At 55.5% G+C, this 22,342-nt stretch carries 25 protein-coding genes and 1 tRNA gene; 8 read left to right on the top strand and 18 right to left on the bottom strand.

Annotated features, from left to right (window positions below):
• Positions 1-39: 39 nt before the first annotated feature.
• The 8 genes from PHT20_RS06970 to PHT20_RS07005 form a co-directional block, all read right to left on the bottom strand.
• Complete coding sequence (locus PHT20_RS06970) at positions 40-486, bottom strand: GatB/YqeY domain-containing protein (protein ID WP_300085201.1); 447 nt, start codon at positions 484-486, stop codon at positions 40-42.
• 93 nt (positions 487-579) lie between these two features.
• The gene (gene rpsU, locus PHT20_RS06975) at positions 580-792 is read right to left on the bottom strand and encodes a 30S ribosomal protein S21 (protein ID WP_075586606.1); all 213 of its coding nucleotides are present in this window, start codon (positions 790-792) and stop codon (positions 580-582) included.
• 248 nt (positions 793-1,040) lie between these two features.
• A tRNA-Ser gene (locus PHT20_RS06980) sits at positions 1,041-1,130 on the bottom strand.
• Positions 1,131-1,201: 71 nt separating this feature from the next.
• On the bottom strand, positions 1,202-4,027 hold the full coding sequence (locus PHT20_RS06985) for an EAL domain-containing protein (RefSeq protein WP_301019966.1): 2,826 nt from the start codon (positions 4,025-4,027) through the stop codon (positions 1,202-1,204).
• Positions 4,020-5,309: a tryptophan--tRNA ligase gene (locus tag PHT20_RS06990; RefSeq protein WP_301019967.1), complete on the bottom strand. Its 1,290-nt coding sequence runs from the start codon at positions 5,307-5,309 to the stop codon at positions 4,020-4,022. The genes PHT20_RS06985 and PHT20_RS06990 overlap by 8 nt, the downstream gene beginning before the upstream one ends.
• A 27-nt stretch (positions 5,310-5,336) precedes the next feature.
• Positions 5,337-6,005, bottom strand: a complete 669-nt coding sequence (locus PHT20_RS06995) for a site-2 protease family protein (RefSeq protein WP_301019968.1) — start codon at positions 6,003-6,005, stop codon at positions 5,337-5,339.
• 34 nt (positions 6,006-6,039) lie between these two features.
• Positions 6,040-6,663, bottom strand: coding sequence for an L-threonylcarbamoyladenylate synthase (locus PHT20_RS07000; RefSeq protein ID WP_300082468.1), 624 nt, complete (start codon positions 6,661-6,663; stop codon positions 6,040-6,042).
• 50 nt (positions 6,664-6,713) lie between these two features.
• On the bottom strand, positions 6,714-7,580 hold the full coding sequence (locus PHT20_RS07005) for a 3',5'-nucleoside bisphosphate phosphatase (RefSeq protein WP_301019969.1): 867 nt from the start codon (positions 7,578-7,580) through the stop codon (positions 6,714-6,716).
• Between the two features lie 150 nt (positions 7,581-7,730).
• On the opposite strand from PHT20_RS07005, the gene PHT20_RS07010 reads away from it, so the two are divergent.
• The gene (locus tag PHT20_RS07010; RefSeq protein WP_300082474.1) at positions 7,731-8,147 is read left to right on the top strand and encodes a putative toxin-antitoxin system toxin component, PIN family; all 417 of its coding nucleotides are present in this window, start codon (positions 7,731-7,733) and stop codon (positions 8,145-8,147) included.
• 2 nt (positions 8,148-8,149) lie between these two features.
• The gene (locus PHT20_RS07015; RefSeq protein ID WP_300082477.1) at positions 8,150-8,389 is read left to right on the top strand and encodes a YlcI/YnfO family protein; all 240 of its coding nucleotides are present in this window, start codon (positions 8,150-8,152) and stop codon (positions 8,387-8,389) included.
• A 28-nt stretch (positions 8,390-8,417) separates the two neighbouring features.
• On the opposite strand, the gene recJ is transcribed toward PHT20_RS07015, so the two are convergent.
• The 4 genes from recJ to PHT20_RS16715 form a co-directional block, all read right to left on the bottom strand.
• Positions 8,418-10,142: a single-stranded-DNA-specific exonuclease RecJ gene (gene recJ / locus PHT20_RS07020; protein ID WP_301019970.1), complete on the bottom strand. Its 1,725-nt coding sequence runs from the start codon at positions 10,140-10,142 to the stop codon at positions 8,418-8,420.
• Positions 10,139-11,083 (bottom strand): phosphoglycerate mutase, encoded by a 945-nt coding sequence (locus tag PHT20_RS07025; protein WP_300082484.1) that lies wholly within the window; start codon positions 11,081-11,083, stop codon positions 10,139-10,141. The genes recJ and PHT20_RS07025 overlap by 4 nt, the downstream gene beginning before the upstream one ends.
• A 259-nt stretch (positions 11,084-11,342) precedes the next feature.
• Positions 11,343-11,594: a DUF2442 domain-containing protein gene (locus PHT20_RS07030; RefSeq protein ID WP_300082489.1), complete on the bottom strand. Its 252-nt coding sequence runs from the start codon at positions 11,592-11,594 to the stop codon at positions 11,343-11,345.
• A 58-nt stretch (positions 11,595-11,652) separates the two neighbouring features.
• Positions 11,653-11,730, bottom strand: a complete 78-nt coding sequence (locus tag PHT20_RS16715; RefSeq protein WP_366520905.1) for a hypothetical protein — start codon at positions 11,728-11,730, stop codon at positions 11,653-11,655.
• A gap of 179 nt (positions 11,731-11,909) precedes the next feature.
• Here PHT20_RS16715 and PHT20_RS07040 point away from each other — a divergent pair, with 179 nt between their 5' ends.
• Positions 11,910-12,455, top strand: coding sequence for a hypothetical protein (locus PHT20_RS07040; protein WP_300082495.1), 546 nt, complete (start codon positions 11,910-11,912; stop codon positions 12,453-12,455).
• 241 nt (positions 12,456-12,696) lie between these two features.
• Here the strand turns inward: PHT20_RS07040 and PHT20_RS07045 are convergent, their stop codons facing one another.
• The 4 genes from PHT20_RS07045 to PHT20_RS07060 all read right to left on the bottom strand — a co-directional run bounded on the left by PHT20_RS07045 (position 12,697) and on the right by PHT20_RS07060 (position 16,442).
• Positions 12,697-13,056, bottom strand: coding sequence for a restriction endonuclease (locus tag PHT20_RS07045; RefSeq protein WP_300082498.1), 360 nt, complete (start codon positions 13,054-13,056; stop codon positions 12,697-12,699).
• A gap of 196 nt (positions 13,057-13,252) precedes the next feature.
• A complete protein-coding gene (locus tag PHT20_RS07050; protein ID WP_300082501.1) occupies positions 13,253-15,112 on the bottom strand; it encodes a glutamine--tRNA ligase/YqeY domain fusion protein in 1,860 nt (619 codons plus the stop codon).
• 53 nt (positions 15,113-15,165) lie between these two features.
• Positions 15,166-15,756 carry a hypothetical protein gene (locus PHT20_RS07055; RefSeq protein WP_300082504.1) on the bottom strand — a complete coding sequence of 197 codons (591 nt, stop codon included), beginning with the start codon at positions 15,754-15,756 and terminating at the stop codon, positions 15,166-15,168.
• A 26-nt stretch (positions 15,757-15,782) separates the two neighbouring features.
• Positions 15,783-16,442, bottom strand: a complete 660-nt coding sequence (locus tag PHT20_RS07060) for an LON peptidase substrate-binding domain-containing protein (RefSeq protein WP_300082507.1) — start codon at positions 16,440-16,442, stop codon at positions 15,783-15,785.
• 132 nt (positions 16,443-16,574) lie between these two features.
• Here PHT20_RS07060 and PHT20_RS07065 point away from each other — a divergent pair, with 132 nt between their 5' ends.
• Entirely contained in the window at positions 16,575-17,582 is a 1,008-nt protein-coding gene (locus PHT20_RS07065; protein ID WP_300082509.1) for a glycerophosphodiester phosphodiesterase, read from the top strand.
• A 43-nt stretch (positions 17,583-17,625) separates the two neighbouring features.
• Positions 17,626-18,459 (top strand): undecaprenyl-diphosphate phosphatase, encoded by an 834-nt coding sequence (locus tag PHT20_RS07070; protein ID WP_300082511.1) that lies wholly within the window; start codon positions 17,626-17,628, stop codon positions 18,457-18,459.
• Here PHT20_RS07070 and PHT20_RS07075 read toward each other — a convergent pair.
• Together PHT20_RS07075 and PHT20_RS07080 are read right to left on the bottom strand one after the other, a co-directional pair.
• Positions 18,451-19,293: an alpha/beta hydrolase gene (locus PHT20_RS07075; RefSeq protein ID WP_301019971.1), complete on the bottom strand. Its 843-nt coding sequence runs from the start codon at positions 19,291-19,293 to the stop codon at positions 18,451-18,453. The two genes, PHT20_RS07070 and PHT20_RS07075, sit on opposite strands and share 9 nt — an antisense overlap.
• 2 nt (positions 19,294-19,295) lie before the next feature.
• On the bottom strand, positions 19,296-20,126 hold the full coding sequence (locus PHT20_RS07080; RefSeq protein ID WP_300082517.1) for a proteasome-type protease: 831 nt from the start codon (positions 20,124-20,126) through the stop codon (positions 19,296-19,298).
• A 144-nt stretch (positions 20,127-20,270) separates the two neighbouring features.
• On the opposite strand from PHT20_RS07080, the gene PHT20_RS07085 reads away from it, so the two are divergent.
• From PHT20_RS07085 to aspS, 3 genes are all read left to right on the top strand, one after another.
• Positions 20,271-20,603, top strand: coding sequence for an FmdB family zinc ribbon protein (locus PHT20_RS07085; RefSeq protein WP_300082520.1), 333 nt, complete (start codon positions 20,271-20,273; stop codon positions 20,601-20,603).
• Between the two features lie 21 nt (positions 20,604-20,624).
• Positions 20,625-21,266, top strand: a complete 642-nt coding sequence (locus tag PHT20_RS07090; protein ID WP_300082523.1) for a DUF502 domain-containing protein — start codon at positions 20,625-20,627, stop codon at positions 21,264-21,266.
• A gap of 50 nt (positions 21,267-21,316) precedes the next feature.
• The coding region (gene aspS, locus PHT20_RS07095; protein WP_301019972.1) for an aspartate--tRNA ligase at positions 21,317-22,342 on the top strand (1,026 nt) is incomplete at its 3' end.

A 22,342-nucleotide genomic window follows, 5' to 3' on the forward strand; every position in this document is an offset into this window, starting at 1 on the left:
GTGAAACCATGTCCAAGCCAGGCTTGCTGGTGAGTTCAGTCAGCTTGACAGTGCCGCTTTGACGGCCGCAGAAACGATAGCCATGTCGGCTTTGCCCGCAAGTTGAGCTTTCACAGCACCCATGACCTTGCCCATGTCTGCTGAGCCTTTGGCACCAAGTGCATTCACGATCTCTTGAACTGCTGATTTGATTGCTTCGGTGCTTAACCGTTGTGGCAAATAAATTTCAAGCACCTTGATTTCAGCACTTTCCGCGTCAGCCAAATCCATACGCTGCGCTTGCGTGTAGGCAGCCACGGAGTCTTTGCGTTGCTTGATCAGTTTGTCTACGATGGCGATCAGTGCGGCATCATTTACAACCACGCGTTCATCCACTTCTTTTTGTTTGACCGCTGCCAGAAGCAGTCGGATGGTGCCCAGGCGTGCACTGTCTTTGGCGCGCATGGCGGTTTTCATGTCTTCGGTGATTTGGTCTTTGAGTGACATTGAGTAGGTTTCCGATATGAGTTAAGGCATAAAAAAAGCCCGCCTGAGCGTCCCCGGCGAGCTTGATGAGACAGCCTTGGAAGGCCATCAAATTTAGAACAGTTTTTTAGGCAATTGCATGGCGCGAATGCGTTTGTAATTGCGTTTGACTGCAGCAGCTTTTTTGCGCTTGCGTTCTGCGGTGGGTTTTTCATAAAACTCACGGGCACGCAAATCGGTCAGCAAGCCCAATTTTTCAATGGTTCGCTTGAAACGACGCAGCGCTACGTCAAAAGGTTCGTTTTCTTTAACACGGATGGTTGTCATTACGTCAAATAATCCAAAATGTGCATTTGTTCAAATCAAGGAGATCGGGCCATGAAATGAACAAGATGCGAAATTCCCCGCTTAAAAGTTGATCAGGCAGCGGGGTTTTGCCAGCAAAGATTTAAATTATAGCAACTCAATCAAACGAACCAAAAAAAAGTCTAAATGAAGATTGAAATTGCATTCGGAAACACTGCATGTAGAAATGCGTTTGGTGGCGTTGAGGACAAACGCCATGAGGTGTGAATTGGCGGAGAAGGTGGGATTCGAACCCACGGTAGTGTTGCCACTACGCTTGATTTCGAGTCAAGTACATTCGACCACTCTGCCACTTCTCCGCAACTCGAAATGAAGATTGTACAGTGGTCGAAAAGTCTGTTAAGTCTGACTTTTAGCCATTTGCTGTTGATCAGTCGGTGAAGTTGGCTGGACAACTGGCGAGTGTTTCAAGATCAGCCGCTGACATAGGGCGACCGAAAAAATAACCTTGATAAGCAAAACAGCCTAGTCGACTGAGTGCCTCTTTTTGATTGAGTGTTTCAACGCCTTCTGCGATGACAGACAAAGACAGGCTGTGTGCCAAGGCTACGATCGTGCCCGCAATGGCAGCATCGTTCGGGTCAGTCAATATATCTTTGACAAACGACCGATCTATCTTGAGTTGATCTAATGGCAGTCGCTTCAGGTACGACAGTGATGAGTAACCCGTGCCAAAATCATCAAGCGAAAAACTCAAGCCGAGTGCCTTAAGCTGCGTCATTTTTTCAATGATGTCGTCAAGATGGTTGGCCAATATGCTTTCGGTTAACTCAAGTTTGATGCGCTGGGGGCTAACACCAGTTCGCGTAAGCGTTTTCTCGACTTGCTGCACAAAATTTGTTTGCCTAAATTGCACTGCACTGACATTCACAGCCACCGTCAAATGGTCAGTTGCTCGCTGATTCGACCACCGCATCACTTGTTGGCAAGCTTGCTCCAGAACCCATTGCCCCAAAGGCACAATCAAGCCAGTGTCTTCGGCCAGCGGGATAAATTCAACTGGGTTGACCGCTCCTCGTTCAGGGTGCTGCCAGCGCACCAAAGCCTCTGCACCGGTTAAGCGACCACTCGAATCCACTTGTGGCTGGTACAGCACAAAAAACTGAGACAACGCCAGCGCTAGATGCAGGTCTTTTTCAAGCCGAGCGCGTGCCGTGATGCTGATCTGCATTTGTGGGTCAAAAAAACGCAAGGTGTTGCGCCCAGTGCGTTTGGCATCGTACATGGCCAAATCTGCGTGTTGCATGAGCTCTTCAGCACTGCGCTGGTGGTCATAAAACAAGGCCACGCCAACGCTGGGCGTGTTGTGGTAGTTGTGTTCACCCAAAATGTAGGGCTGATTCAGTGCAGTGATGATTTTTTCAGCTGCCACTTTGGCTTGGGCTGCCGCCAAAGCGGGGGTTCGATCTAAATCTTGCAACACCACGACAAATTCGTCACCACCCAAACGCGCCACACTGTCGCCCTCACGCACGCAGTTGACAAGTCGTTTGGCGGCAATTTGTAGCAACATATCGCCTTTGGCATGCCCCAGGGTGTCGTTCAGAACTTTGAAATTGTCCAGGTCAATGAACAACAATGCGCCTGCCAATCCATGGCGCGCACTGTTGGCCAAAGCCAAATGCAAACGGTCTAACAACAAGCGCCGGTTTGGCAGCAGGGTCAGCGGATCAAAAAAAGCCAACGATTCAATTTTTGCTTCAGCGGCTTTGCGTTCACTGATGTCTGTGAGTGTGACCACATAGTGAGTCACTTGATGCTGTTCATTTTTGACGGCTGTGACTGTTTGCCAAGTAGGGAAAACGGTACCGTTTTTGTGTCTGCTCTGCACCTCTCCTTGCCAGACACCCGTATCAGCGATGGCTGCCTTGATGGATTTATAAAAATCACGGGTGTGGCGGTTTGATCGGAGTAGCTGATGGGTTTGACCCACCGCCTCTTCGGCGCTGTAGCCCGTGATGTGCGTGAATGCATGGTTCACTCGCAAGATCACTGCTTCCACACTGGAGATGTAAATACCCTCTTGCGATTCAAAAGCCGCTGCTGCTATGCGCAAATCAGCATTGGCCTCCTCAGCCCGACGTGCTGCCACTTCCAGCATGTGCTGAGTTGACTTTTGTTGATTCACAAAACCCTCAAACGCAGTAGCCAATTGGTTGGTTTCTCGGCAACTGTGCGGAAGTTTGGGAATATCAGTGTCGTTTTGCTGTGCATTTAAAAACTGGGTCAGTGTTTCTAGTGGTTGCGTGAAACGGCGCACCAGAAGCAGCACCACAGCCAGTGCAATGATCAGCGAGAGCGCTGTAAACACGCCACTGCGTCCGCGCAAGTCACTGATGCTTGCAAAAGCTTCTGAGGATGGCAACACTGCAGCCAACACCCACCCAGTGTGGGGCAAGTGCATGAAGCTGAACAAACCTTTCAGCCCAGCGCTGTTGGTGCCTTCCACAGTGCCGTCAGCGTGTTCGTCCAACGCACGGTCAAGATACGGGTTGGCACCGCGTGGGGTGATGGGTTTGAGCAAGCGGTCTTGATTGGGGTGCATGATCGTCAAGCGCTCAGGCCCTACCAGATAAAAATAGCCATGCTCGCCTACCGAGGTGTCGTAAAGGGGTTTAAGCAACAGTGTTTTCTTGAGATTCACTACACCACCCAAAATACCCAGCAACTCGCCCTTGGCGTTCAAGATGGGTGCTGAGATCACCACCATGGGTTGCTTGGTGGAGCGCCCCAAAATAGGCTTTGAAATCATGAAGGGTGCCTTGCGCATAGCAGCCTGGATGTAATCCCTGTCCGTCATGTCCAGGCCTCTTCTGCCCTTGGCAATAGGCCAGTCCACCAGCAACACCCCTTGGGGTGAAAACAGGTAGAAATCGTCAATCAGGTGGGTGAGGTTGGGTGAATCGCGAAAGTACTGCTCTACTTGTCGTACATCCCGAATGCGGTCAATAGGAAATTTTGCAGCCATAGACTGCAACACGGCCGCTCGCAGCATCAGCTTGTCATCGAGCTCATTGCCTACCTGTTGCACCAGCACCTCAAGTTGTTGTGACAGGCTGGTGCGCAACTTGTCGCGTGCTGCGGTGTAAAGCAAATAGGCTTGTAGCACCATGGTGATGATCAAAATCACCGCCACAGCCAGACCTATCTGGCTACGCAGGCTGAGTTGCTTTGAATCGGAAACCGGTTTAGTCACTGTTGAAAAGCTGAAGGTTTTGCCACACATCAGCGATGCCAATGTCTGGCGCTAGCTGCCAAAAAGTACTTAAGAGAACCAAAGCATCCTGACTGGCGGCGGACATGTGCTTGATCATTTGCCCAGCATCCTTGGGTGAATCAAAGCCATGGCTTTGCAGCAACAACTGGTGCTGCCCATTGAGCAGCTTGAAGTAAAACTTGCCATCTGTCTCGCGGTACTGCTTGAAGCTGGGTTTGGCTGCTTTGCTGACCGTGGAAGTGACCGTGCTCATGGCATCGAGTTTGCGCAAACCCACGGCGTGGCGCAGTTGGCTCATGAACGGGGTGGCCAAGGCGCGGGCTTTAGTCGCACCCGAGAGCAAAATGGCTTCAATCTTGGCGGGGTTGTTCATTAAGGTGGAGTAGGTCTCGCGCATGGGAGCCAACTCTTGGTCTATGCGCTCAAACACGGTTTGTTTGGCATCTGCCCATGAAATACCGTCTGCATAGGCTTGGCGCAGTGCCTGAGTTTCAGCCTCCGAGGCAAACGCCTGGTACATTTGAAACAAGGCCGAACCCTCAGTCTGCTTGGGCTCGCCTGGCATTTTGGAGTCTGTGACGATGCTGCCAATGAGTTTTTTCAGCTGTGCGCTGCTGGCAAACATGGGAATGGTGTTGTCGTAGCTTTTGCTCATTTTGCGGCCATCAAGGCCGGGCAGGGTGGCCACGTTGTCTTCAATCACGGCCTCTGGCGCCACAAAATGATCACCATAACGATGATTGAAACTGTGCGCCATGTCTCGCGCCATTTCAATGTGTTGCACCTGGTCGCGCCCGACCGGTACTTTGTGGGCGTTGAAAATCAAAATGTCAGCTCCCATCAACACCGGGTACATGAACAAACCTGCACTCACGTCTGCATCTGGGTCGGTGCCATTGGCCGTGTTTTTATCTACAGCTGCTTTGTAGGCATGGGCGCGGTTGAGCACGCCCTTGCCCAGCACACAGGTCAAAAACCAGGTGAGTTCAGGAATTTCTGGCACGTCAGACTGGCGGTAAAACACCACGCGCTCGGGATCAAGCCCCGCAGCCAGCCAGCTGGCGGCAATCTCTAAAGTAGAGCGCTGAATGCGATCGGGCTGGTCGATTTTGATGAGAGCATGGTAGTCAGCCAAAAAATAAAAACTTTGCACACCTGGCGTCAAACTGGCCCGAACGGCCGGGCGAATCGAGCCCACATAATTGCCCAAATGCGGTGTACCTGAGGTGGTGATGCCAGTTAAAAAGCGTTGAGTTGTCATGAAATGAAAAGTTTGAAGTAGGTCAATTTACCGAATCAGCATGGAGAGCGGCAACAACAGCAGGTTGATCAACTGGTAGGTCAAGCTCATCAAGGGGCGCATCCAGACATTGCTGACCACCCCCACCAACACCAGCCCCATCACAATGAAAAACCCGTAGGGCTCCAGGCGCGAGACCCACATGGCTTGCCGGTATGGCAGCAGCCCCACCAAAATGCGTCCGCCGTCCAGCGGGGGCAGCGGAAACAGGTTAAAAACAAACATCACCACATTGGCCAGCACGCCACCTTGCGCCATCTCCACCAAAAATGGCTCTGTAACCCCTGTGCCTTGGTAAAAGTAAAGTAGCGCAGCCCAGCCCAAGGCTTGCACCAAGTTGGATGCGGGTCCGGCCAAGGCCACCCAAATCATGTCGCGCTTAGGGTTGCGCAAATTGCCAAAACGCACCGGCACTGGCTTGGCGTAGCCAAACAAAAACGCTCCCGAGGTGGCAATGTAAAGCAGCAATGGCATCAGCACAGTGCCCATGGGGTCAATGTGGGGGATGGGGTTGAGCGTGACACGACCCAGCATGTAGGCGGTGTTGTCGCCAAAATATTTGGCGGCGTAGCCGTGCGCCGCCTCGTGCAGTGTGATGGCCAGCAGCACCGGAATGGCGTAGAGGGTGATGGTTTGAATCAGTTGGGCAAAGTCCATGGTGGGCGTTTTTTAATTGCGTGAAGTGAACGGCTTACAAGCCCAACTTGGCCAGCGAGCCCAGCCCCTGGCGAATCAACACGGGCTCACTGCCCGTCAAATCCACCACCGTGGTCGGTTCGCGGGCGCAAGCGCCGGCGTCGATGACCGCGGCAATGCGCCCTTTGTATAACGCACGAATGTCTTGCGCATCGTTCAAAGGCTCGGTCTCGCCCGGTGCGATCAAAGTGGTGGCCAAAAGCGGTGTGCTGTGCAACTGCAACAAGGCTTGCAGCACGGTGTGGTCAGGCACACGCAAGCCAATGGTTTTGCGCGACGGATGGCTCAAGCGGCGTGGTACTTCCTTGCTGGCCTCCAAAATGAAGGTGTAGGCACCTGGCGTAGCGGTTTTGATGCGCCTGAATTGCTGGTTGTCGACCCGGGCGTAGGTAGACAGTTCAGACAAGTCGCGGCACAACAGCGTCAAATGGTGCTTGTCGTCCACACCGCGAATGCGGCGCAGCTTGTCGGCAGCGGCTTTGTCGTCCAGGTGGCAGACCAGCGCGTAGCTGGAGTCGGTGGGCACGGCCAGCACTTCGCCTTTGTCAAGCAAAGCGGTGGCTTGTTTGAGCAAGCGCGCTTGGGGATTGGTGGGGTGAATGTCAAAGAATTGAGGCATGGGGCTATTGTCGCCGCCCAACGCATGGGTTGGCCAGGCTCACAATGGCTTTAGGCGCTGGGGGCGTGGGCAATGCGTTCTGCAAGCAAAGACCATACCGGGGTCAGTGCATCAGGCAGCAAGGGCAGGGCGCCCAGCTCGGTACGGCTTTCGGTGGGGCTGTGAAAATCGCTCCCGCGCGAGGCCGTCAAGCCAAATTCAAGAGCCGTGTCAGCATAGCTGGCGCACTCTGCGCTGGAGTGGCTGCCCGTGACCACTTCAATCCCCAAGCCACCATGGCCTTTGAATTCGGTCAACAACGCCAGCTCTTCATTGGCACTGAATTTGTAGCGCGCAGGGTGCGCAATCACAGCCATACCGCCCGCTTGAACAATCCATTGCACGGCATCTTTTAAGTTTGCCCAGCGGTGCTCCACAAACCCCGGTTTGCCTTCGGTCAAATATTTGCGAAACACCTCATAAGTGTCTTTGCACACGCCGGTTTCCACCAGAAAGCGGGCAAAGTGGGTGCGTGAAATCAAGTTGGGGTTACCCGCGTAGCGCAGTGCGCCCTCAAAAGCGCCTTTGATACCCACACCGGCCAGACCTGCTGCCATTTCATGCGCGCGCTGGCTGCGCCCGCCCCGGGTTTGTGCCAGGCCATTGACCAGCTGGGTGTTTTCGGCATCGAACCCCAGGCCTACTATGTGCACGGTCTGATGCAAAAAACTCACTGAAATTTCAACGCCAGTGAGGTAACTTAAGCCACATGCCGCCGCCGCCGCCGCCGCCCGAGCTTGGCCGCCCACCTCATCATGGTCTGTCAGCGCCCAAAGCGCCACGCCCTGCGCCTTGGCTCGCGCAGCAAGCTCTTCAGGGGTCAGGGTGCCGTCGGAGATGACAGAGTGGCAATGCAGGTCGGCGTTCAGGGTGTTCATCGGTGCATTTTATGGGTGCAGGCGCAGCCCATGTTGATCACCGTGGAATGCAAAGCTTCTCTGTCTATGAAGCACATGTTGGTTACCGAAACCCGCAGGCTGTGTCATATAATGGTTACACTTGTATAACTATAAAGTCAGGCATAGACATTGAAAGTCGTTTTTGACACTTCAGTATTGGTGGCCGCAGCGCGATCTCGTAACGGCGCGAGTTTTCAGCTGATGTCCATGCTGCCTGCACCCCGATTTGACATTGCACTGACCATAGCTCTTTATACCGAATGGCAAGCTGTGCTGACCCGCCCAGAGCACGTGCCTTCGGGGGTGTCGGTCGATGGTGTATTGGGTTACTTGCGCTATTTGGCTTCATTGGCGCAGTTGCAGGACGTGCATTTTTTGTGGCGACCGTTCTTGCGTGACCCTGACGATGACATGGTGCTGGAGTGTGCGGTTGCATCGGGTAGCACTTATATCGTGACACACAATGTCAAAGACTTTCGACGCGTTTCGGAACTGAAAGTGCAGGCCATCACGCCTGCTGATTTTTTGAAACTCTTAAGGACATGACCATGACCGCATTGACCATTCGTTTGCCCAACTCTGTTCACCAGAAGATCAAGGAATTGGCCGCTCGTGATGATGTATCTGTGAATCAGTTCATTGCCAGCGCCGCGTCTGAAAAAATGGCATCTGTACTGACGCTGGATTTTCTCAAGGCAGAAGCGGCTAAAGGAAAACGCAGTGACTTTGAACATTACCTGAACCTGGTGCCAAATGCGCCGGCGCAAGCGGGTGATGAGCGGGTGTAGTTATTAGCTTGTTGCTGTTTTCTGCAATTTAGCTTTCCGCAGCCTCAATCAAAAACCGCACCCGGCGTTCGCCGCGCCAGCTGTCCACATCCAGTCTGAACGCCAGTTTGACGCGAGCAGGCAGGGGTTCGGTGTGACCAAACCAGATGCCGTCAACCGGCTGGCCGGCGTGTTTGAGCTTGAGCTGCAGGTGTTTTTCACCCACCAGACGCTGCGACACCACGTCTAGTTCTTCGCTGAAGGTGGGTGCGGCAAAGCCTTGCCCCCAAACCTCATGGTGCAGGGTGTCCACCAGGTCGGCGCGGCGGTATTCGGGTTTGAGGGCACCGTCGGTGTCAAGGCGGCGGGTCAGGGTGGCGGCGTCTAACCATTCGCTAGCCACTTCGTTCAAGCCTTGCTCGAACGCCTCGAAATCCGCTTCGGCAATGGTGCAGCCCGCCGCCATGGCGTGGCCGCCAAAGCGCAACAGCACGCCAGGGTGGCGCTTGGCCACCAGGTCAAGTGCGTCGCGCAGGTGAAACCCGGCAATGGAGCGCCCCGAGCCTTTGAGCTCGTGCCCGTGGCCCGTGGCGCCGCTGGTGGCAAACACAAAGCAGGGGCGGTGAAATTTGTCTTTGATGCGCGAGGCCACGATGCCCACCACGCCTTCATGAAACTCGGGGTCAAACACGCAAATGGCAGGCGGCGCGTCTGCCGCATCTTCAAACAGCGATTCGGCTACGGCCAGGGCTTGCTCGCGCATGCTGCCTTCAATGTTGCGGCGCTCGCGGTTGATGCTGTCAAGCGCCGTGGCCAGCTCTTGTGCGCGGCTGGAGTCGTCGGCCAGCAGGCATTCAATGCCCAGCGTCATGTCGCTCAAGCGCCCTGCGGCGTTGATGCGTGGGCCCAGTGCAAAGCCAAAATCAAAAGTGGTGGCGCTCTTGGCTTCACGCCCAGCTGCTACAAATAATGCAGCTAGTCCTGCAGGTAGCATAAGCGCTCTGATGCGTTTTAACCCTTGCGCCACAAGGCGGCGGTTGTTGGTATCGAGCTTGACCACGTCGGCCACCGTGCCCAGCGCCACCAGCGGCAGCAGGGTGTCGAGCTTGGGCTGGCTCTGTGCATCAAACACGCCGCGCTGGCGCAGCTCGGCACGCAAGGCCAGCAGCACATAAAACATCACCCCGACCCCGGCCAGAGACTTGCTCTCAAAGCTGCAGCCGGGCTGGTTGGGGTTGACGATGACGTTGGCCGCTGGCAGCGCCACTTGGCCGTTGACGCTGGCGCACAGGTGGTGGTCGGTCACCAGCACTTGCAAGCCCAGAGCACGGGCGCGCGCCACACCGTCGAAGCTGGCAATGCCGTTGTCTACGGTGATCAGCACGTCGGCCCCGCTAGCCTTGACGCGCTCGGCAATCGGCGGCGTCAAGCCATAGCCGTCTTGCACCCGGTCAGGCACGATGTAGTCCACGTGCGTTGCACCCAGCAGGCGCAAGCCGCGCACGGCGGTGGCGCAGGCGGTGGCGCCATCACAGTCGTAGTCAGCCACGATGCACAGTTTTTGCTGCGCGGCCATGGCATTGGCCAGCAGTTGCGCCGCCTCTTGCGTGCCCTTCATGGCGCTGGGGGGCAACAGCCGCGCCAGCGCGTCATCCAATTCTTGGGGGTTTTGCACGCCGCGGGCGGCATACAGCTGCGCCAGCAGGGGGTGAACGCCGGCTTGCTCCAGCGCCCATTGGGCTCTGGGGTGGTTTTCTCTGACTAATATTTTCATAGCTGTTTAAGCAGGTCTGATAAGCGCTGCGTGCCAAAAAGATGTTGAATTTTTTGCCACAGCGTGCGGGGTTGACTGCGCCAGGTTTGCGCATGGCGCTCGCCGCACAGGGTGAGCTGCACCGCCTGACCTTGCGCATGGGCTTGCAGCAGCGCCTGGCCATGCTGCGCGTCCAGCGCCTGCCAGGCCTGCGCCCAGCTTTGCCAGTCGGCAGCCAAGGCGGGCTGGCGCAAAGTATTTACTACGGTGGGGGCAACTGGTTTAGGTGCCGGGCTGTGGTGGGGCAGGGTGCCCGTGCCACTGAGCCAAAACGCGTTCACGGGCAAGGCACCGCGGCGCTCGCGGGCGTCGTTGACAGGGTGGTTGTAGAGCAGCATTTGCATCTCGCTCATGAGCCGGATCAAGCTGCTGGCATGGTCGGCTTGCGGCATCCAGGGCTCCAGGTTGCGCCCCAGCACCCGGTCTGGCGAGGCACAGCGCAGGTCAGCCAGCGCTTGCCCGCAGGCCAGCCAGTGCCCCGGCGCTTGGGGGTAAAGCGTCAAGCCGTCTTCATTGAAAAAGGGTTGCATGGCCGCCAGCAGCTGGGTGGATTCGGCGGGCAAAAGGTCTTGCATGGGCAGCTGCCGCAGGGTGACCTGGTGCGCCGTGGCTTGCCAGTGGCACAGCGTGACCCAGCCCCAGGCGCCTGACAGATGAGCCAGCTCGGCTTGCTGCTGCGCCTGCCAGGCCGCCCAAGGAATTTGCCCATCAGCGCTGGGCAGCCCCAGCCCAGCGGCCAGGGCGCGCTCGTGTGGGGGTGAAAAACTGAGCTCATCGCCCGCATCAAGCGGTAACGCATCTAACTGGGGCAAGAGCTTTTGAACGTGGGGCAGGTTCAAGCTGGGGAGCATGGCCAGGCAGTCGGTGTGATGGCTGGCCGCATAGGGGATCAACAAGTGCATGGAGCAGGATTGTCGAGGAAAGCTTGGTTGGGTGTTTTGGCAGGTAAAACTTATAAGTAAAATTGGCCTCTAGAGCTTATGGAATAAGCTTGAGTAGCTATTAAAAAGTAATCTAACACACGAGCACCACATCTTGACAAGTCGGGCTGACCTGCCAGCAGGCGAGCGGTGCGGCAATCGTGCGGCCATCAGCCAGACTGCCCCACAAGGTTGTTGTCGTCGAAACGCACGGCTTTAGGCGAGGGTTCATTCCAGCTTGTTATGCAGTAGCTGAAACCGCACAAAGTTCATGCAAACGGTCGGGTGAAATTTCGAGCCCATTAGGCCAGCACAGCGCACCCGTATCTATGAAAAATCGCTTGAAATAGGCGGGCTCATGCAATTTGTCCAGAAGAGGGCCAGAGCGGTTTGCCAGGTAGGCGCTGGCATCAAACACCCCGTGCGTGTGGTCTGAAAAATCAATTTCTAAGGTGAATGAAGACGTCAGGCGGGCGTTAAGCACTTTAATCACGGTCAGCTCCTTGAATGCGATCCAGCGTCTCAAAACGCTGGGCATGTTGCCAATGGTCTTAAAGTTCAGCCTGGTGCACCAGACACCATTCTTTGACGATGGCGGCGACCTTGCGAGGCAGATCACTTTCGATCACTTCGCCAGTTGCAATTTTGACCAAGCGATTTCATTTTTTGACTGAATTTTCATCAAATCGCTCGCCTGCCCATATAAAACATCCGCAAAAAGCTATAAAAAAAGAAGCAAATAAACCGGTACGATCAGGCCAGCTCAATGCCTAGCCATGACCGCCAACCTGACGCAAAAACTTGCCTTATGAATTTTTCTGAAGTTTTCCAGACCCTGAACCAGGCCTCGGCTTTTGACCTGTTTCGGCTGCGAGCCGCAATTGACCGCGCATTGGATGAGCCACGTTGGCTGCAGGCCATTCAGACCCGTTTGAAAGTGGGCCAGCCGGTGCAGTTTTTTGATCTGCGAGCCAACAAACTCAAACGTGGGCAGGTGCTGGAGATGCGCCGCAAAGAGCTTGTTGTGCTGGACCTTGAAGACAATTTGCGCTGGGTGTTGTCCTATGCGGCCATCAATCTGGACGGTGCCGACGTGCAGATTCGCGAGCAAAAGCCGCAGGGTCTAGGCCGCAACGAAGTGGCCTTGGGTGATATGGTGGGCTTTGTTGGCCGCGACCAGCAACAACGCACTGGCAAGGTCATCCGCCTCAACGACAAGACGGTCACCCTGCAGTGCGCCCAAACCCAGTGGCGCGTGGCCTACAGTTTTTTACACCGGGTGGTTGATGTGGACGGCTCGGTGCACGAGGTAGCGGAACTGAGCGCTGCGCGGGTGATGGGGATTCAGGGGTGAGGTATTGGCGTTGGGCTGTGCAAACCATATATATGCCAAATTGGCCTGTAGCCTAAGTTTAATTTGCGCAAGCAGCTATTAAAAGTATAGCTATGCTTATTGCAAAGCCCCCACCATTGGAAGCCTGGACTTGCATCGCGGAAAGTTGCTGCAGCCCCAAAACTTGGCACCCCGTTTGTTTGGTGTCCGCTCCAGCATCTTTACCCCGCAGCTGACGCAAATAGGCCGCCAGTACGCGCCCTCAAAAGCCACGTCCAGCAGTGCTGATGTCCACACCGCCATCGGCACCATGCGATTGGGACTTGGTTTCAAACCCCGCTTGCCCAAACAGTTTTTCGCATACGGCCTCAAAGCGCCGCCACTCGATGTTGGCAAACACGGCGGGGCTCCAACTGGTTTCTGGGCGGTGGGTTGCCGTGGCCTCGGGTTCAATCTGAGTGGTTGGCGTGGCTTGGGTTATCTTGGCCTTGGTGAAACGGTGAATACCCAATAACGCCAACCCTGCGGCTAACGCCAGCCAGCCAGGTATGCGCAGGCCCGCTGCCACGATGTTCAGTACGGGAGACGATTCCATGAACTTTGGAATGACGAGGAACGCCATGCCAAGTGCACAAAGCCCTATGCCCTTTTCTTGCATGGTGTTGAGTGCGCGGCTCTGCCGCTTGGAAGTCCTTGATCTGGCCATGTGCTTTCCCCCTGTTGCTGCGACCCACTATGCGTGTGGATTGACTTCAGTGGAAATTTAAGAGAAGTAACCATTCCCCGGCTTTGCCGGGGGATGGTTACTTGGTGCTGGGTTACTTCCCCCAACTATCCCGCAACCCCACCGCCAAATTAAACACCGGCTTGCTCCCCTGAACGTGATCAATGCGATCCGCCACAAAGTACCCATGCCGCTCAAACTGGAAGTTCTGGCCGGGCAGGGCATTGGACAGCGACGGTTCCACGATGGCGGTGATGATCTTCAGGCTGTTCGGGTTCAGCGTTTCCAGAAAGTCCTTGCCACCGGCATCGGGGTTGGCATCGAGGAACAGTCGGTCGTACATGCGCACTTCGGCGTCGACGCCGTCGGCCACCCCCACCCAACTGATGGCCGCTTTGACCTTGACGCTTTCGCTCCCGGGAGTGCCGCTTTTGGTGTCGGGCACCACCGTGGCCAGCACTTGCGTGACCTTGCCGTCAGCGTCTTTGGTGCAGCCGGTGCACTCGATCACGTAGCCGCCTTTCAGCCGCACCTTGCTTCCTGGGGTGGCGTTGCCGTTGCCGTCAATGCGTGGGGGAACCAGCCGCTTGTAGCCTTTGGGTGGCACTTCTTCAAAATCTTCACGCTCAATCCACACCTCTTTGCCAATGGTGAAGTGGCGCGTGGGGGACTCCACACCCTCGGGTGGGTGGGGCAGGGCGGGTTGGGTGCAGGGTTCCAGGTGACCTGGCGCAAAAACTTCATCCCAATTCGTCAGCACCAGTTTCACCGGGTTCAGCACGGCAAAGCCCCGGTGGGCTTTCAGCTCCAGGTCTTCGCGCAGGCAGCCTTCCAGTGTGCTGTAGTCAATCCAGCTGTCGCTTTTGGTCACGCCTATGCGTTCAGCAAACAGTTGCAGCGCCTCTGGCGTGTAGCCACGGCGGCGCAGGCCGACGATGGTTGGCATGCGTGGGTCGTCCCAGCCGTTGACTTTGTTCTCGTTGACCAGTTGCGCCAGTTTGCGTTTGCTGGTGATCACAAAAGTCAGGTTCAAGCGGGCAAATTCGTATTGCTTGGGCGGTGGGCTGGCCAGCAGGCCACCTTCAATCAGGCGTTCCATCAGCCAGTCGTAAAACGGGCGCTGGTCTTCAAATTCCAGCGTGCAGATGCTGTGGGTGATTTGCTCCAGCGCGTCTTCAATCGGGTGGGCAAAGGTGTACATCGGGTAAATGCACCATTTGTCGCCGGTGTTGTGGTGGGTGGCGCGGCGGATGCGGTAAATGGCTGGGTCGCGCAGGTTGATGTTGGGGCTGGCCATGTCAATCTTGGCGCGCAGCACCATGCTGCCGTCATCGAGCATGCCGTCACGCATTTGCCTGAACCGCGCCAGGTTGTCAGCGGCGGTGCGGGTGCGGTAAGGGCTGTCAACACCTGCTTTGCCAAAGTCACCACGGTTCACGCGCATTTGCTCAGGGGTTTGTTCGTCCACATAGGCGTGCCCGGCTTCAATCAGATACTCGGCGGCACGGTACATGAAGTCAAAGTAGTCGCTGGCCTGGTAGGGCAGGGTGTTGCCGGGCTGGCACCAGTCAAAACCCAGCCATTTCACCGCGTCGATGATGCTGTTGACGTATTCGGTGTCTTCCTTTTCTGGGTTGGTGTCGTCAAAGCGCAAATGGCACACGCCGCCATAGTCGCGTGCCAGGCCGAAGTTCAGGCAAATGCTTTTGGCGTGGCCAATGTGCAGGTAGCCGTTGGGCTCGGGCGGGAAGCGGGTGCGGATTTTGGCGGGGTCGGGTGCGCCTTTGGCGTGGTGAGCAGCGTCACCAGGGCAGCCAGACCAGCGGCGGCTGGCATAGGTGCCTTTTTCAAGGTCAGATTCGATGATCTGGCGCAAGAAATTGCTGGGTTTGAGTGATTCGGTTTGGGGGGCAGCTGGGGCTGCAGCGAGAGGTGTTTTTGATGGGTGGCTCATGCGACTGATTTTAAAGGCCACACCGCGTCCCGCTGGGGCGTGGCCACGTGGCCTTACATCAGCAGCACATCCGCAAAGGTGTTGATGGATTCCAGGTCGGGCGGCAAGATGGTGTAGGGCAGGTGCTCGCGGTCAAGAATTTCACGCAAGCCCTGGTCTACTTCTTTGGCTTGCTCTTCGTCTTGAAAGCGGCCGGTGCGCACGTATTTTTTTTCACCGCGTTGCACCAGGATGTTGATGTTGTCGTTTTGGCGGTACCACTCCAGAATTTGCTCGCGGGTCTTGGCTACGTCGCAAATGTTGTCAGCATAGTTTTCGTTGTAAAAAAGCACTTGGGGCAGGGAGCATTCGGTGATCAAAAAATGCACCTGGCCATCGATCAAATTCAGCATTTCATATTGGCGCTGGGCAATGAAATACTGGTTTTTCAGCACCTCAAAATTTCGCTGCCAGACCAGTGTTTTGGCGTAGTCAGGGATGGTTTCTACCGTTTTTCCGCGCAGGCTCAAATACAGCACGATGGCTGCAGAAAACAGCGATTTGTCGCTGCCTGGTCCACCAATGATGTTGATGACCTTGGTGGGGTACAGCCGCATTTTGGTCTCGGGCAGGTGGTTGATGACGTTGGCGTAGCGAATGCTCATGGTGTGTGTTCTCCGAAGCCGACACTTTACGTCGAAATACCGTGGCGTTCCAGTAAATCACTCACCAGTTCCAGCCGCACCAGTGGGTTGTCGAGCGCCATCAGCCGATTTTTAAGCTCTGCAGGCAGGGGCAGCAGCTCACACCAGCGGTTGGACACCCAGGCGCAATCATCGAGTTGGTAGGGCGGCTGCATGGGCATGTGGTCTGCCGTTGTGCCTTGGGCTTTCAGGGTGTCTATCACGCGGGCAAGCGTGCGCGCTACCGGCTGCAGGTCGGGCGGGATGGCAATGGCTTGGTCTTCAGGCTGCAAGGTCACATGGGCTACCCACAAGCCGTGTTTGAGCAATTCATGCTGGGTGACTTGAAAACGCTGCATGCCGGTGCAGTGGATCAGCATCAACCCAGGCTGTGGGCGGCTCAGGCTGGTGATGCGTGCCAAGGTGCCTGTGGGGTAAAACAATTCTTGGGCAATCTGATCTTTGGCGGTGCTGGCAGTATTGGCCTGGCGCACCTCTTCGCCAGCGTTGAGGGTGACCACACCAAAGGGCGCGCCGGCTTTGAAGCACTTGCCGATCATGTCCAGGTAGCGCACTTCAAAAATTTGCAGCGGCAAGTAGCCACCTGGGTGCAGCACTGTTTTTAGCGGAAAAAGTGGCAGCGATTGGAGGGTCAGAGCATCAGACATAAACAACATGCATGGTTCAACAAAGGCAACATCATCCCACGAGCATCACAACATTGCCGATCAGACCCTGATGCCCGCTACTGGGTGCAAGGATGATGCTGGGCTGGCGGTGTTTGAGCTACCATTTTGCGCATGAACATCTCCAAACCTTTGAAAAATTGCTCTCATTTTTTTCGTGGCCTGGTGTTGCTGGCGGTTCTTGGGGCGACGTGGCCCGCGGGAGCCTTTGACCTGCAAGCGCATCGCGGTGGGCGCGGCTTGCGTGCTGAAAACACCTTGGCTGCTTTTGAGCACGCCATTCGCATGGGGGTGACCACACTAGAGCTTGACATTGCCATCACGGCAGACAACGTGCCGGTGATCTCACACGACACTGCCCTCAACCCCTTCATCACCCGCGATGCCAGTGGCCAATGGCTCAAAACCACGGGGCCGCTGATTCACTCGCTCACTTTGGCGCAATTGCAGGCGTTTGATGTGGGGCGCATCAACCCTGCCAGCACTTATGCGCGAGATTTTCCAGACCAGTTGGGGCAAGACGGGCTGCGTATCGTGTCGCTTGCGAGCTTGTTTAAGCTGGTCAACGACCTGGGTGCCAGTGAGATTCAGTTTGACATGGAGACCAAAGTCAACCCGGTCTACCCGGCCAGCACGCTGGCACCTGATGAATTTGTGAACACCCTGTTGGCCGTGGTGCGCGAGGCTGGCATGGTCAAGCGGGTGATGGTGCAAAGCTTTGATTGGCGCACCCTGGCGCTGCTGCACACCCTGGAGCCAGAAGTTCGCACCATGTACCTCACCATAGAGACACCAAATTTTCACAACGTCAAAGATGGCACCTGGACGGCGGGGCATTTGCTTTCAGACCACAACGGCTCGGTGCCACGTCTGGTCAAGGCAGCTGCAGGCCAGGCCAAGGGGGTTATTTGGGCACCCCTGCTGAACAATTTGACGGCGGAGCTGGTGAAAGAAGCGCAAGCGCTGGGTTTGCAAGTGATTCCGTGGACTGTGAATCAACGCGTTTTGATGTTGCGCTGTATCGACTGGGGGGTGGATGGCATCATCACCGATTACCCCGACCGCCTGCGCGATGTGATGGCTCGCAAAAACCTGCCCTTGCCCCAGGGGGTTTTCCGTTAAGGCTGCAAAGTGATAATCACGGCTCTTAAAAAAAGGAGCTTTTGTGGATATTGTGATGTTGATCAAGGCCGCCATCATGGGCCTGGTGGAGGGGTTGACCGAGTTTTTGCCCATTTCAAGCACCGGGCATTTGATTTTGGCGGGGGCTTTGCTGGGGTTTGACGATGAAAAGGCCAAAGTGTTTGACATTGCCATTCAGACCGGCGCCATCTTTGCGGTGATTTTGGTGTATTGGCAAAAAATCCACGACACCGTGGTGGCGCTGCCCACCGAGAAACAGGCTCAGCGGTTCGCCTTGAATGTGACCATCGCTTTTTTCCCAGCGGTCGTTTTGGGCTTGCTGTTTGGCAAGGCCATCAAGGCCAATTTGTTTACGCCAGTGGTGGTGGCCAGCACCTTCATCATTGGCGGCTTCATCATCATTTGGGCAGAGCGCCGGCAAGCACGCAATCCTGCAGTGGCACGCATTCAGGATGTTGATCAAATGACGGCCATGGATGCACTCAAAGTTGGATTGGTGCAATGTTTCGCCATGATTCCTGGCACCAGCCGCAGTGGTTCGACCATCATTGGTGGCATGTTGCTGGGTTTGAGTCGCAAAGCGGCCACAGACTTTTCTTTTTACCTGGCAATCCCCACCCTGATTGGCGCTGGTGTTTACAGCCTTTACAAAGAGCGTGCCCTGTTATCCATGGCTGATTTGCCCATGTTTGGCGTGGGGCTGGTGATGTCGTTCATCAGCGCCTGGCTATGCATTCGCTGGCTGTTGCGGTTTATTTCAACCCACAGTTTTGTCGGTTTCGCGTACTACCGCATTGTGTTTGGCCTGGTGGTGTTGGCCACGGCCTGGACGGGCACCGTCACCTGGTCAGCTTAAAGCTTGCAGGTTCAACAGCGCGGCTTCAATGGCCGCAGCGGTGACCAAGGGTTTTTCCATGGGAAACAGGTGGCTGCCGTCCACCATCATGATTCGGCCTTGGGTGATGCGCTGGGTCAGCGCCATGCCGACTTGGCGAATTTCAGCTGAATGCGTACCACCAATGAAGGCCACCGGGCATTGAATTGGCTGGTGTTTGAATTGCGCCTCTAAATTGCTGGGCAAAGTGTTGTAGATGGCGGTTTCAACTTCTCGCGTGAAGTTCAGCACGCGCTGGGGTTGGCCTTGCACCAGCTCGTCATGGGTGCCGCTGTGGATGTAGTCTTTGAGCACTTGCGGGTGCCACTTGGCAAAGGTTCGCTTGGTTGCAAAGTGAGCCAGGGCAGCTTCTTCATCTGGCCAGTGCTGGCGGCGCTTGCGGCTGACCTTGCCGGGTGAAACCGAACCTACCAGACGTGTGCTCTTGGCCAGCCCCAAGGCGGTGGCTCGCCAACCGCCCACAACAGGCGAGTCAAGCAAGAGCGCGCCGCGCACCGCTTGCGGTGCCTGGCTGGCCGCCATCAAACTCAAAAATCCTCCCAGCGAGTGCCCCACTAAAAAGACCGGCTGGCCTAGACGATTGACACGCTCAACGGTAAAGTCGACCAATTGCTGTACCAGGTGTGGCCAGTTGTTGCTGACAGGGTAATGCGGGTCATGGCCAAATTTGTCAATGGCCTCTACTGCAACCCCGCGCGTTCTTAACGTGTCAAACAGCAGCTGGTAAGTGCCTGCACCAAAGCTGTTGGCATGAGAAAAAACAACGGGAGTGCGTTGTGCGTGACGGTGAGACATGCTCAGATCAGCTTTTCTTGTGGGGTTGTGATTTTTTTCAAGGGCAGATTGCGGCTGGCCGCTTGCATCAACGGCACGTCGGTTTTGCCACCGTCCCAAGTGGGGTCTTCAATGCTGTCAAACACCTCACGTAGCTTGACCCCCCAGCTGTTGTGCATCATCTTGAAATAAGGGTTGTGCTCGTCAATGCACACCACCTTGTCGGTTTGAAAGGTATCAACTTCATACACCACCATGTCCAAGGGCAAGCCCACGGACAGGTTTGACTTCAGGGTGGAGTCCATCGACACCAGCGCGCACTTGGCAGCCTCATCCAGGGGTGTGGCTGGCGTAATCACCCGGTCTAGCACGGGCTTGCCATACTTGGATTCGCCGACCTGGAAATAAGGTGTCTCGGGCGTAGCTTCAATGAAATTGCCAGCAGAATACACCTGAAACAAGCGCATGCCTTCGCCTTTGATCTGACCACCAAAAATCAGCGACACATTGAAGTCCACCCCCGCTTGTTTCAGGGCTGCCGCGTCGCGTTCGTAAACGTGGCGAATGGCTGCACCCAGCACGCGCGCTGCATCAAACATGCTTTTGGCGTTCCAAATGGTGATGGCTTGGGTGTCATCGTGTGGGTCTTTGAGTTTTTCAACCTGCAAAATTTCCCGAATGGACTGAGAGATGCTCAGGTTGCCTGCGGAGAGCAACACCATGAACCGGTCGTCAGGTTTTTCATAAACGATCATTTTGCGAAAGGTGCTGATTTGATCCAACCCTGCGTTGGTGCGAGAGTCAGATAAAAAAACCAGGCCAGCGTTCAGTTTGATAGCGACGCAATAAGTCATAGGGGCGTACAGGTAGAGTTCAAAGAAAAATGTGTTGGGCCATTTTAGGCAGCTCAGCGCTTGAGGGCATGGCGTGGTTGAAGCGGTGCGTGAGCGCAGATTTATAATGATTGGCTTTGCGATTCACTTTAAAGTTCAAACACCATGCCTATTTATGCTTACAAATGCAGCGCCTGCGGGTTTGCCAAGGACGTGTTGCAAAAAATGTCTGATCCCGTTTTGACGCTATGCCCGCAGTGCGGCCAAGACAGTTTCTGCAAGCAATTGACCGCCGCCGGTTTTCAGCTCAAAGGCTCCGGCTGGTATGCCACAGACTTCAAGGGTGGCAGTGGCGGCACCGCAGTGCCAGCGGCGAGCACAGCTGGTGCCGCGGCTGCCAGCGAGGCTGGTGGTGGTTCATCAGAAACAAGCGCACCCAAAGCTGAATCTGCTGCTGCATCTGGCGGCTGTGGTGCAGGCTGCGCGTGTCACCCTTGAGCTTCATCACCGAAAGTTTTTGTGCCATTTAAAAAATATTTGCTCACCGGTCTGTTGGTTTGGTTGCCGCTGGCCATCACCATTTGGGTACTGTTGTGGCTGGTGGGCCTGCTCGATGGCATTTTCATTGGTCTGGTGTCTGGTTTGCAGGCGGTGAGTTCAGACACGTCTGTCACCATGCTTGAGCGGTTCAAGCACATTCCGGGCTTGGGGGTGGTGCTGGTGTTTGGTGGGTTGTTGGTCACGGGAGCCCTGGTGTCTAACGTGGCCGGCCGGTGGTGGCTGCTGCAATGGGATCGTTTGCTGACGCGCATTCCGGTTTTTAAATCCATTTACAACAGCGTCAAAAAAGTCTCTGACACCTTGTTTTCCAGCAATGGCAATGCGTTTCGAACCGCCTTGCTGGTGCAGTACCCGCGCGCTGACTCATGGACGATTGCGTTTCAGACCGGTGCACCTGCTGGCGAGGTAGCTAACCATTTACCGTCTGACATGGTCAGTGTGTATGTGCCTACTACGCCCAATCCCACCAGTGGGTTTTTTCTGATGATCCCACGCGCTGACGTGATTGAACTCAAGATGAGTGTTGATGAGGCGCTGACCTACGTCATCTCTATGGGCTCGGTCGCTCCTTCTTCTCTCACGGGCAAGTTGCCCAAATAATTTTTTTGACAACCCGCTGCTCGTTAGGGCAGCTTTCGAAAGCAATTGGTATGGCTATGCGTTCTCACTATTGTGGTTTGGTCACGGAAGCTCTGTTAGGGCAAAGCGTCACGTTGTGCGGCTGGGTAAATCGCCGCCGTGACCACGGTGGCGTGATTTTTGTCGATGTGCGTGACCGTGAGGGTTATGTACAAGTGGTGTGCGACCCAGATCGTGCCGACATGTTCAAGGTGGCTGAAGATCTGCGCAATGAATTTTGTATCCAGGTCAAAGGTTTGGTTCGTGCACGCCCTGAAGGCACGGTGAATGACAACCTCAAGAGCGGCAAGATTGAAGTGTTGTGCCATGAGTTGACGGTGCTCAACCCCTCTGTGACCCCACCGTTTCAGCTGGATGAAGACAATTTGTCAGAGACCACCCGCTTAACCCACCGGGTGTTGGATTTGCGTCGCCCTTACATGCAAAACAACCTGATGTTGCGTTACCGCGTGGCCATGGAGGTGCGTAAATTTTTGGATGGACATGGGTTTGTTGACATTGAAACTCCCATGCTCACCAAGAGCACCCCCGAGGGCGCGCGCGACTACCTGGTGCCCAGCCGTGTGCATGACGGGCATTTTTTCGCTTTGCCGCAGTCGCCCCAGTTGTTCAAGCAGTTGCTGATGGTGGCAGGGTTTGACCGCTATTACCAAATCACCAAATGTTTCCGCGACGAGGACTTGCGTGCAGACCGTCAACCTGAGTTCACGCAAATTGATATTGAAACCTCGTTCATGACCGAAGAAGACATTCGCGAGATGTTTGAAGGCATGATCAAAACCGTGTTCCAAAACACCTTGGGTGTGGATTTGGGCGAGTTTCCGGTGATGACTTACCAAGAAGCGGCACACCGTTTTGGCTCCGACAAGCCCGATTTGCGCGTCAAACTCGAATTCACCGAACTCACCGATGTGATGGCTGATGTGGATTTCAAGGTGTTCTCGACGCCCGCCACCACCAAAGGCGGCCGCGTGGTGGCGCTGCGCGTGCCCGGTGGTGCTGAAATTACCCGTGGCGAGATCGACAACTACGGTGAG

It is taken from the genome of Rhodoferax sp. (assembly GCF_028715765.1).
GTDB lineage: Bacteria > Pseudomonadota > Gammaproteobacteria > Burkholderiales > Burkholderiaceae_C > Rhodoferax.

Bases quoted from the DNA above. Each gene is read 5' to 3' on its own strand.
- PHT20_RS07060 (WP_300082507.1), bottom strand. From the start codon at position 16,442: ATGTCTGATGCTCTGACCCTCCAATCGCTGCCACTTTTTCCGCTAAAA.
- recJ (WP_301019970.1), bottom strand. From the start codon at position 10,142: ATGAAAATATTAGTCAGAGAAAACCACCCCAGAGCCCAATGGGCGCTG.
- PHT20_RS07055 (WP_300082504.1), bottom strand. From the start codon at position 15,756: ATGAGCATTCGCTACGCCAACGTCATCAACCACCTGCCCGAGACCAAA.
- PHT20_RS07075 (WP_301019971.1), bottom strand. From the start codon at position 19,293: ATGTCTCACCGTCACGCACAACGCACTCCCGTTGTTTTTTCTCATGCC.
- rpsU (WP_075586606.1), bottom strand. From the start codon at position 792: ATGACAACCATCCGTGTTAAAGAAAACGAACCTTTTGACGTAGCGCTG.
- PHT20_RS06990 (WP_301019967.1), bottom strand. From the start codon at position 5,309: ATGACAACTCAACGCTTTTTAACTGGCATCACCACCTCAGGTACACCG.
- PHT20_RS07000 (WP_300082468.1), bottom strand. From the start codon at position 6,663: ATGCCTCAATTCTTTGACATTCACCCCACCAATCCCCAAGCGCGCTTG.
- PHT20_RS06970 (WP_300085201.1), bottom strand. From the start codon at position 486: ATGTCACTCAAAGACCAAATCACCGAAGACATGAAAACCGCCATGCGC.
- PHT20_RS07050 (WP_300082501.1), bottom strand. From the start codon at position 15,112: ATGAGCCACCCATCAAAAACACCTCTCGCTGCAGCCCCAGCTGCCCCC.
- PHT20_RS07065 (WP_300082509.1), top strand. From the start codon at position 16,575: ATGAACATCTCCAAACCTTTGAAAAATTGCTCTCATTTTTTTCGTGGC.
- PHT20_RS07025 (WP_300082484.1), bottom strand. From the start codon at position 11,083: ATGCACTTGTTGATCCCCTATGCGGCCAGCCATCACACCGACTGCCTG.
- PHT20_RS07015 (WP_300082477.1), top strand. From the start codon at position 8,150: ATGACCGCATTGACCATTCGTTTGCCCAACTCTGTTCACCAGAAGATC.
- PHT20_RS07045 (WP_300082498.1), bottom strand. From the start codon at position 13,056: ATGGCGTTCCTCGTCATTCCAAAGTTCATGGAATCGTCTCCCGTACTG.
- PHT20_RS06995 (WP_301019968.1), bottom strand. From the start codon at position 6,005: ATGGACTTTGCCCAACTGATTCAAACCATCACCCTCTACGCCATTCCG.
- PHT20_RS07040 (WP_300082495.1), top strand. From the start codon at position 11,910: ATGAATTTTTCTGAAGTTTTCCAGACCCTGAACCAGGCCTCGGCTTTT.
- PHT20_RS07085 (WP_300082520.1), top strand. From the start codon at position 20,271: ATGCCTATTTATGCTTACAAATGCAGCGCCTGCGGGTTTGCCAAGGAC.
- PHT20_RS07005 (WP_301019969.1), bottom strand. From the start codon at position 7,580: ATGAACACCCTGAACGCCGACCTGCATTGCCACTCTGTCATCTCCGAC.
- PHT20_RS07080 (WP_300082517.1), bottom strand. From the start codon at position 20,126: ATGACTTATTGCGTCGCTATCAAACTGAACGCTGGCCTGGTTTTTTTA.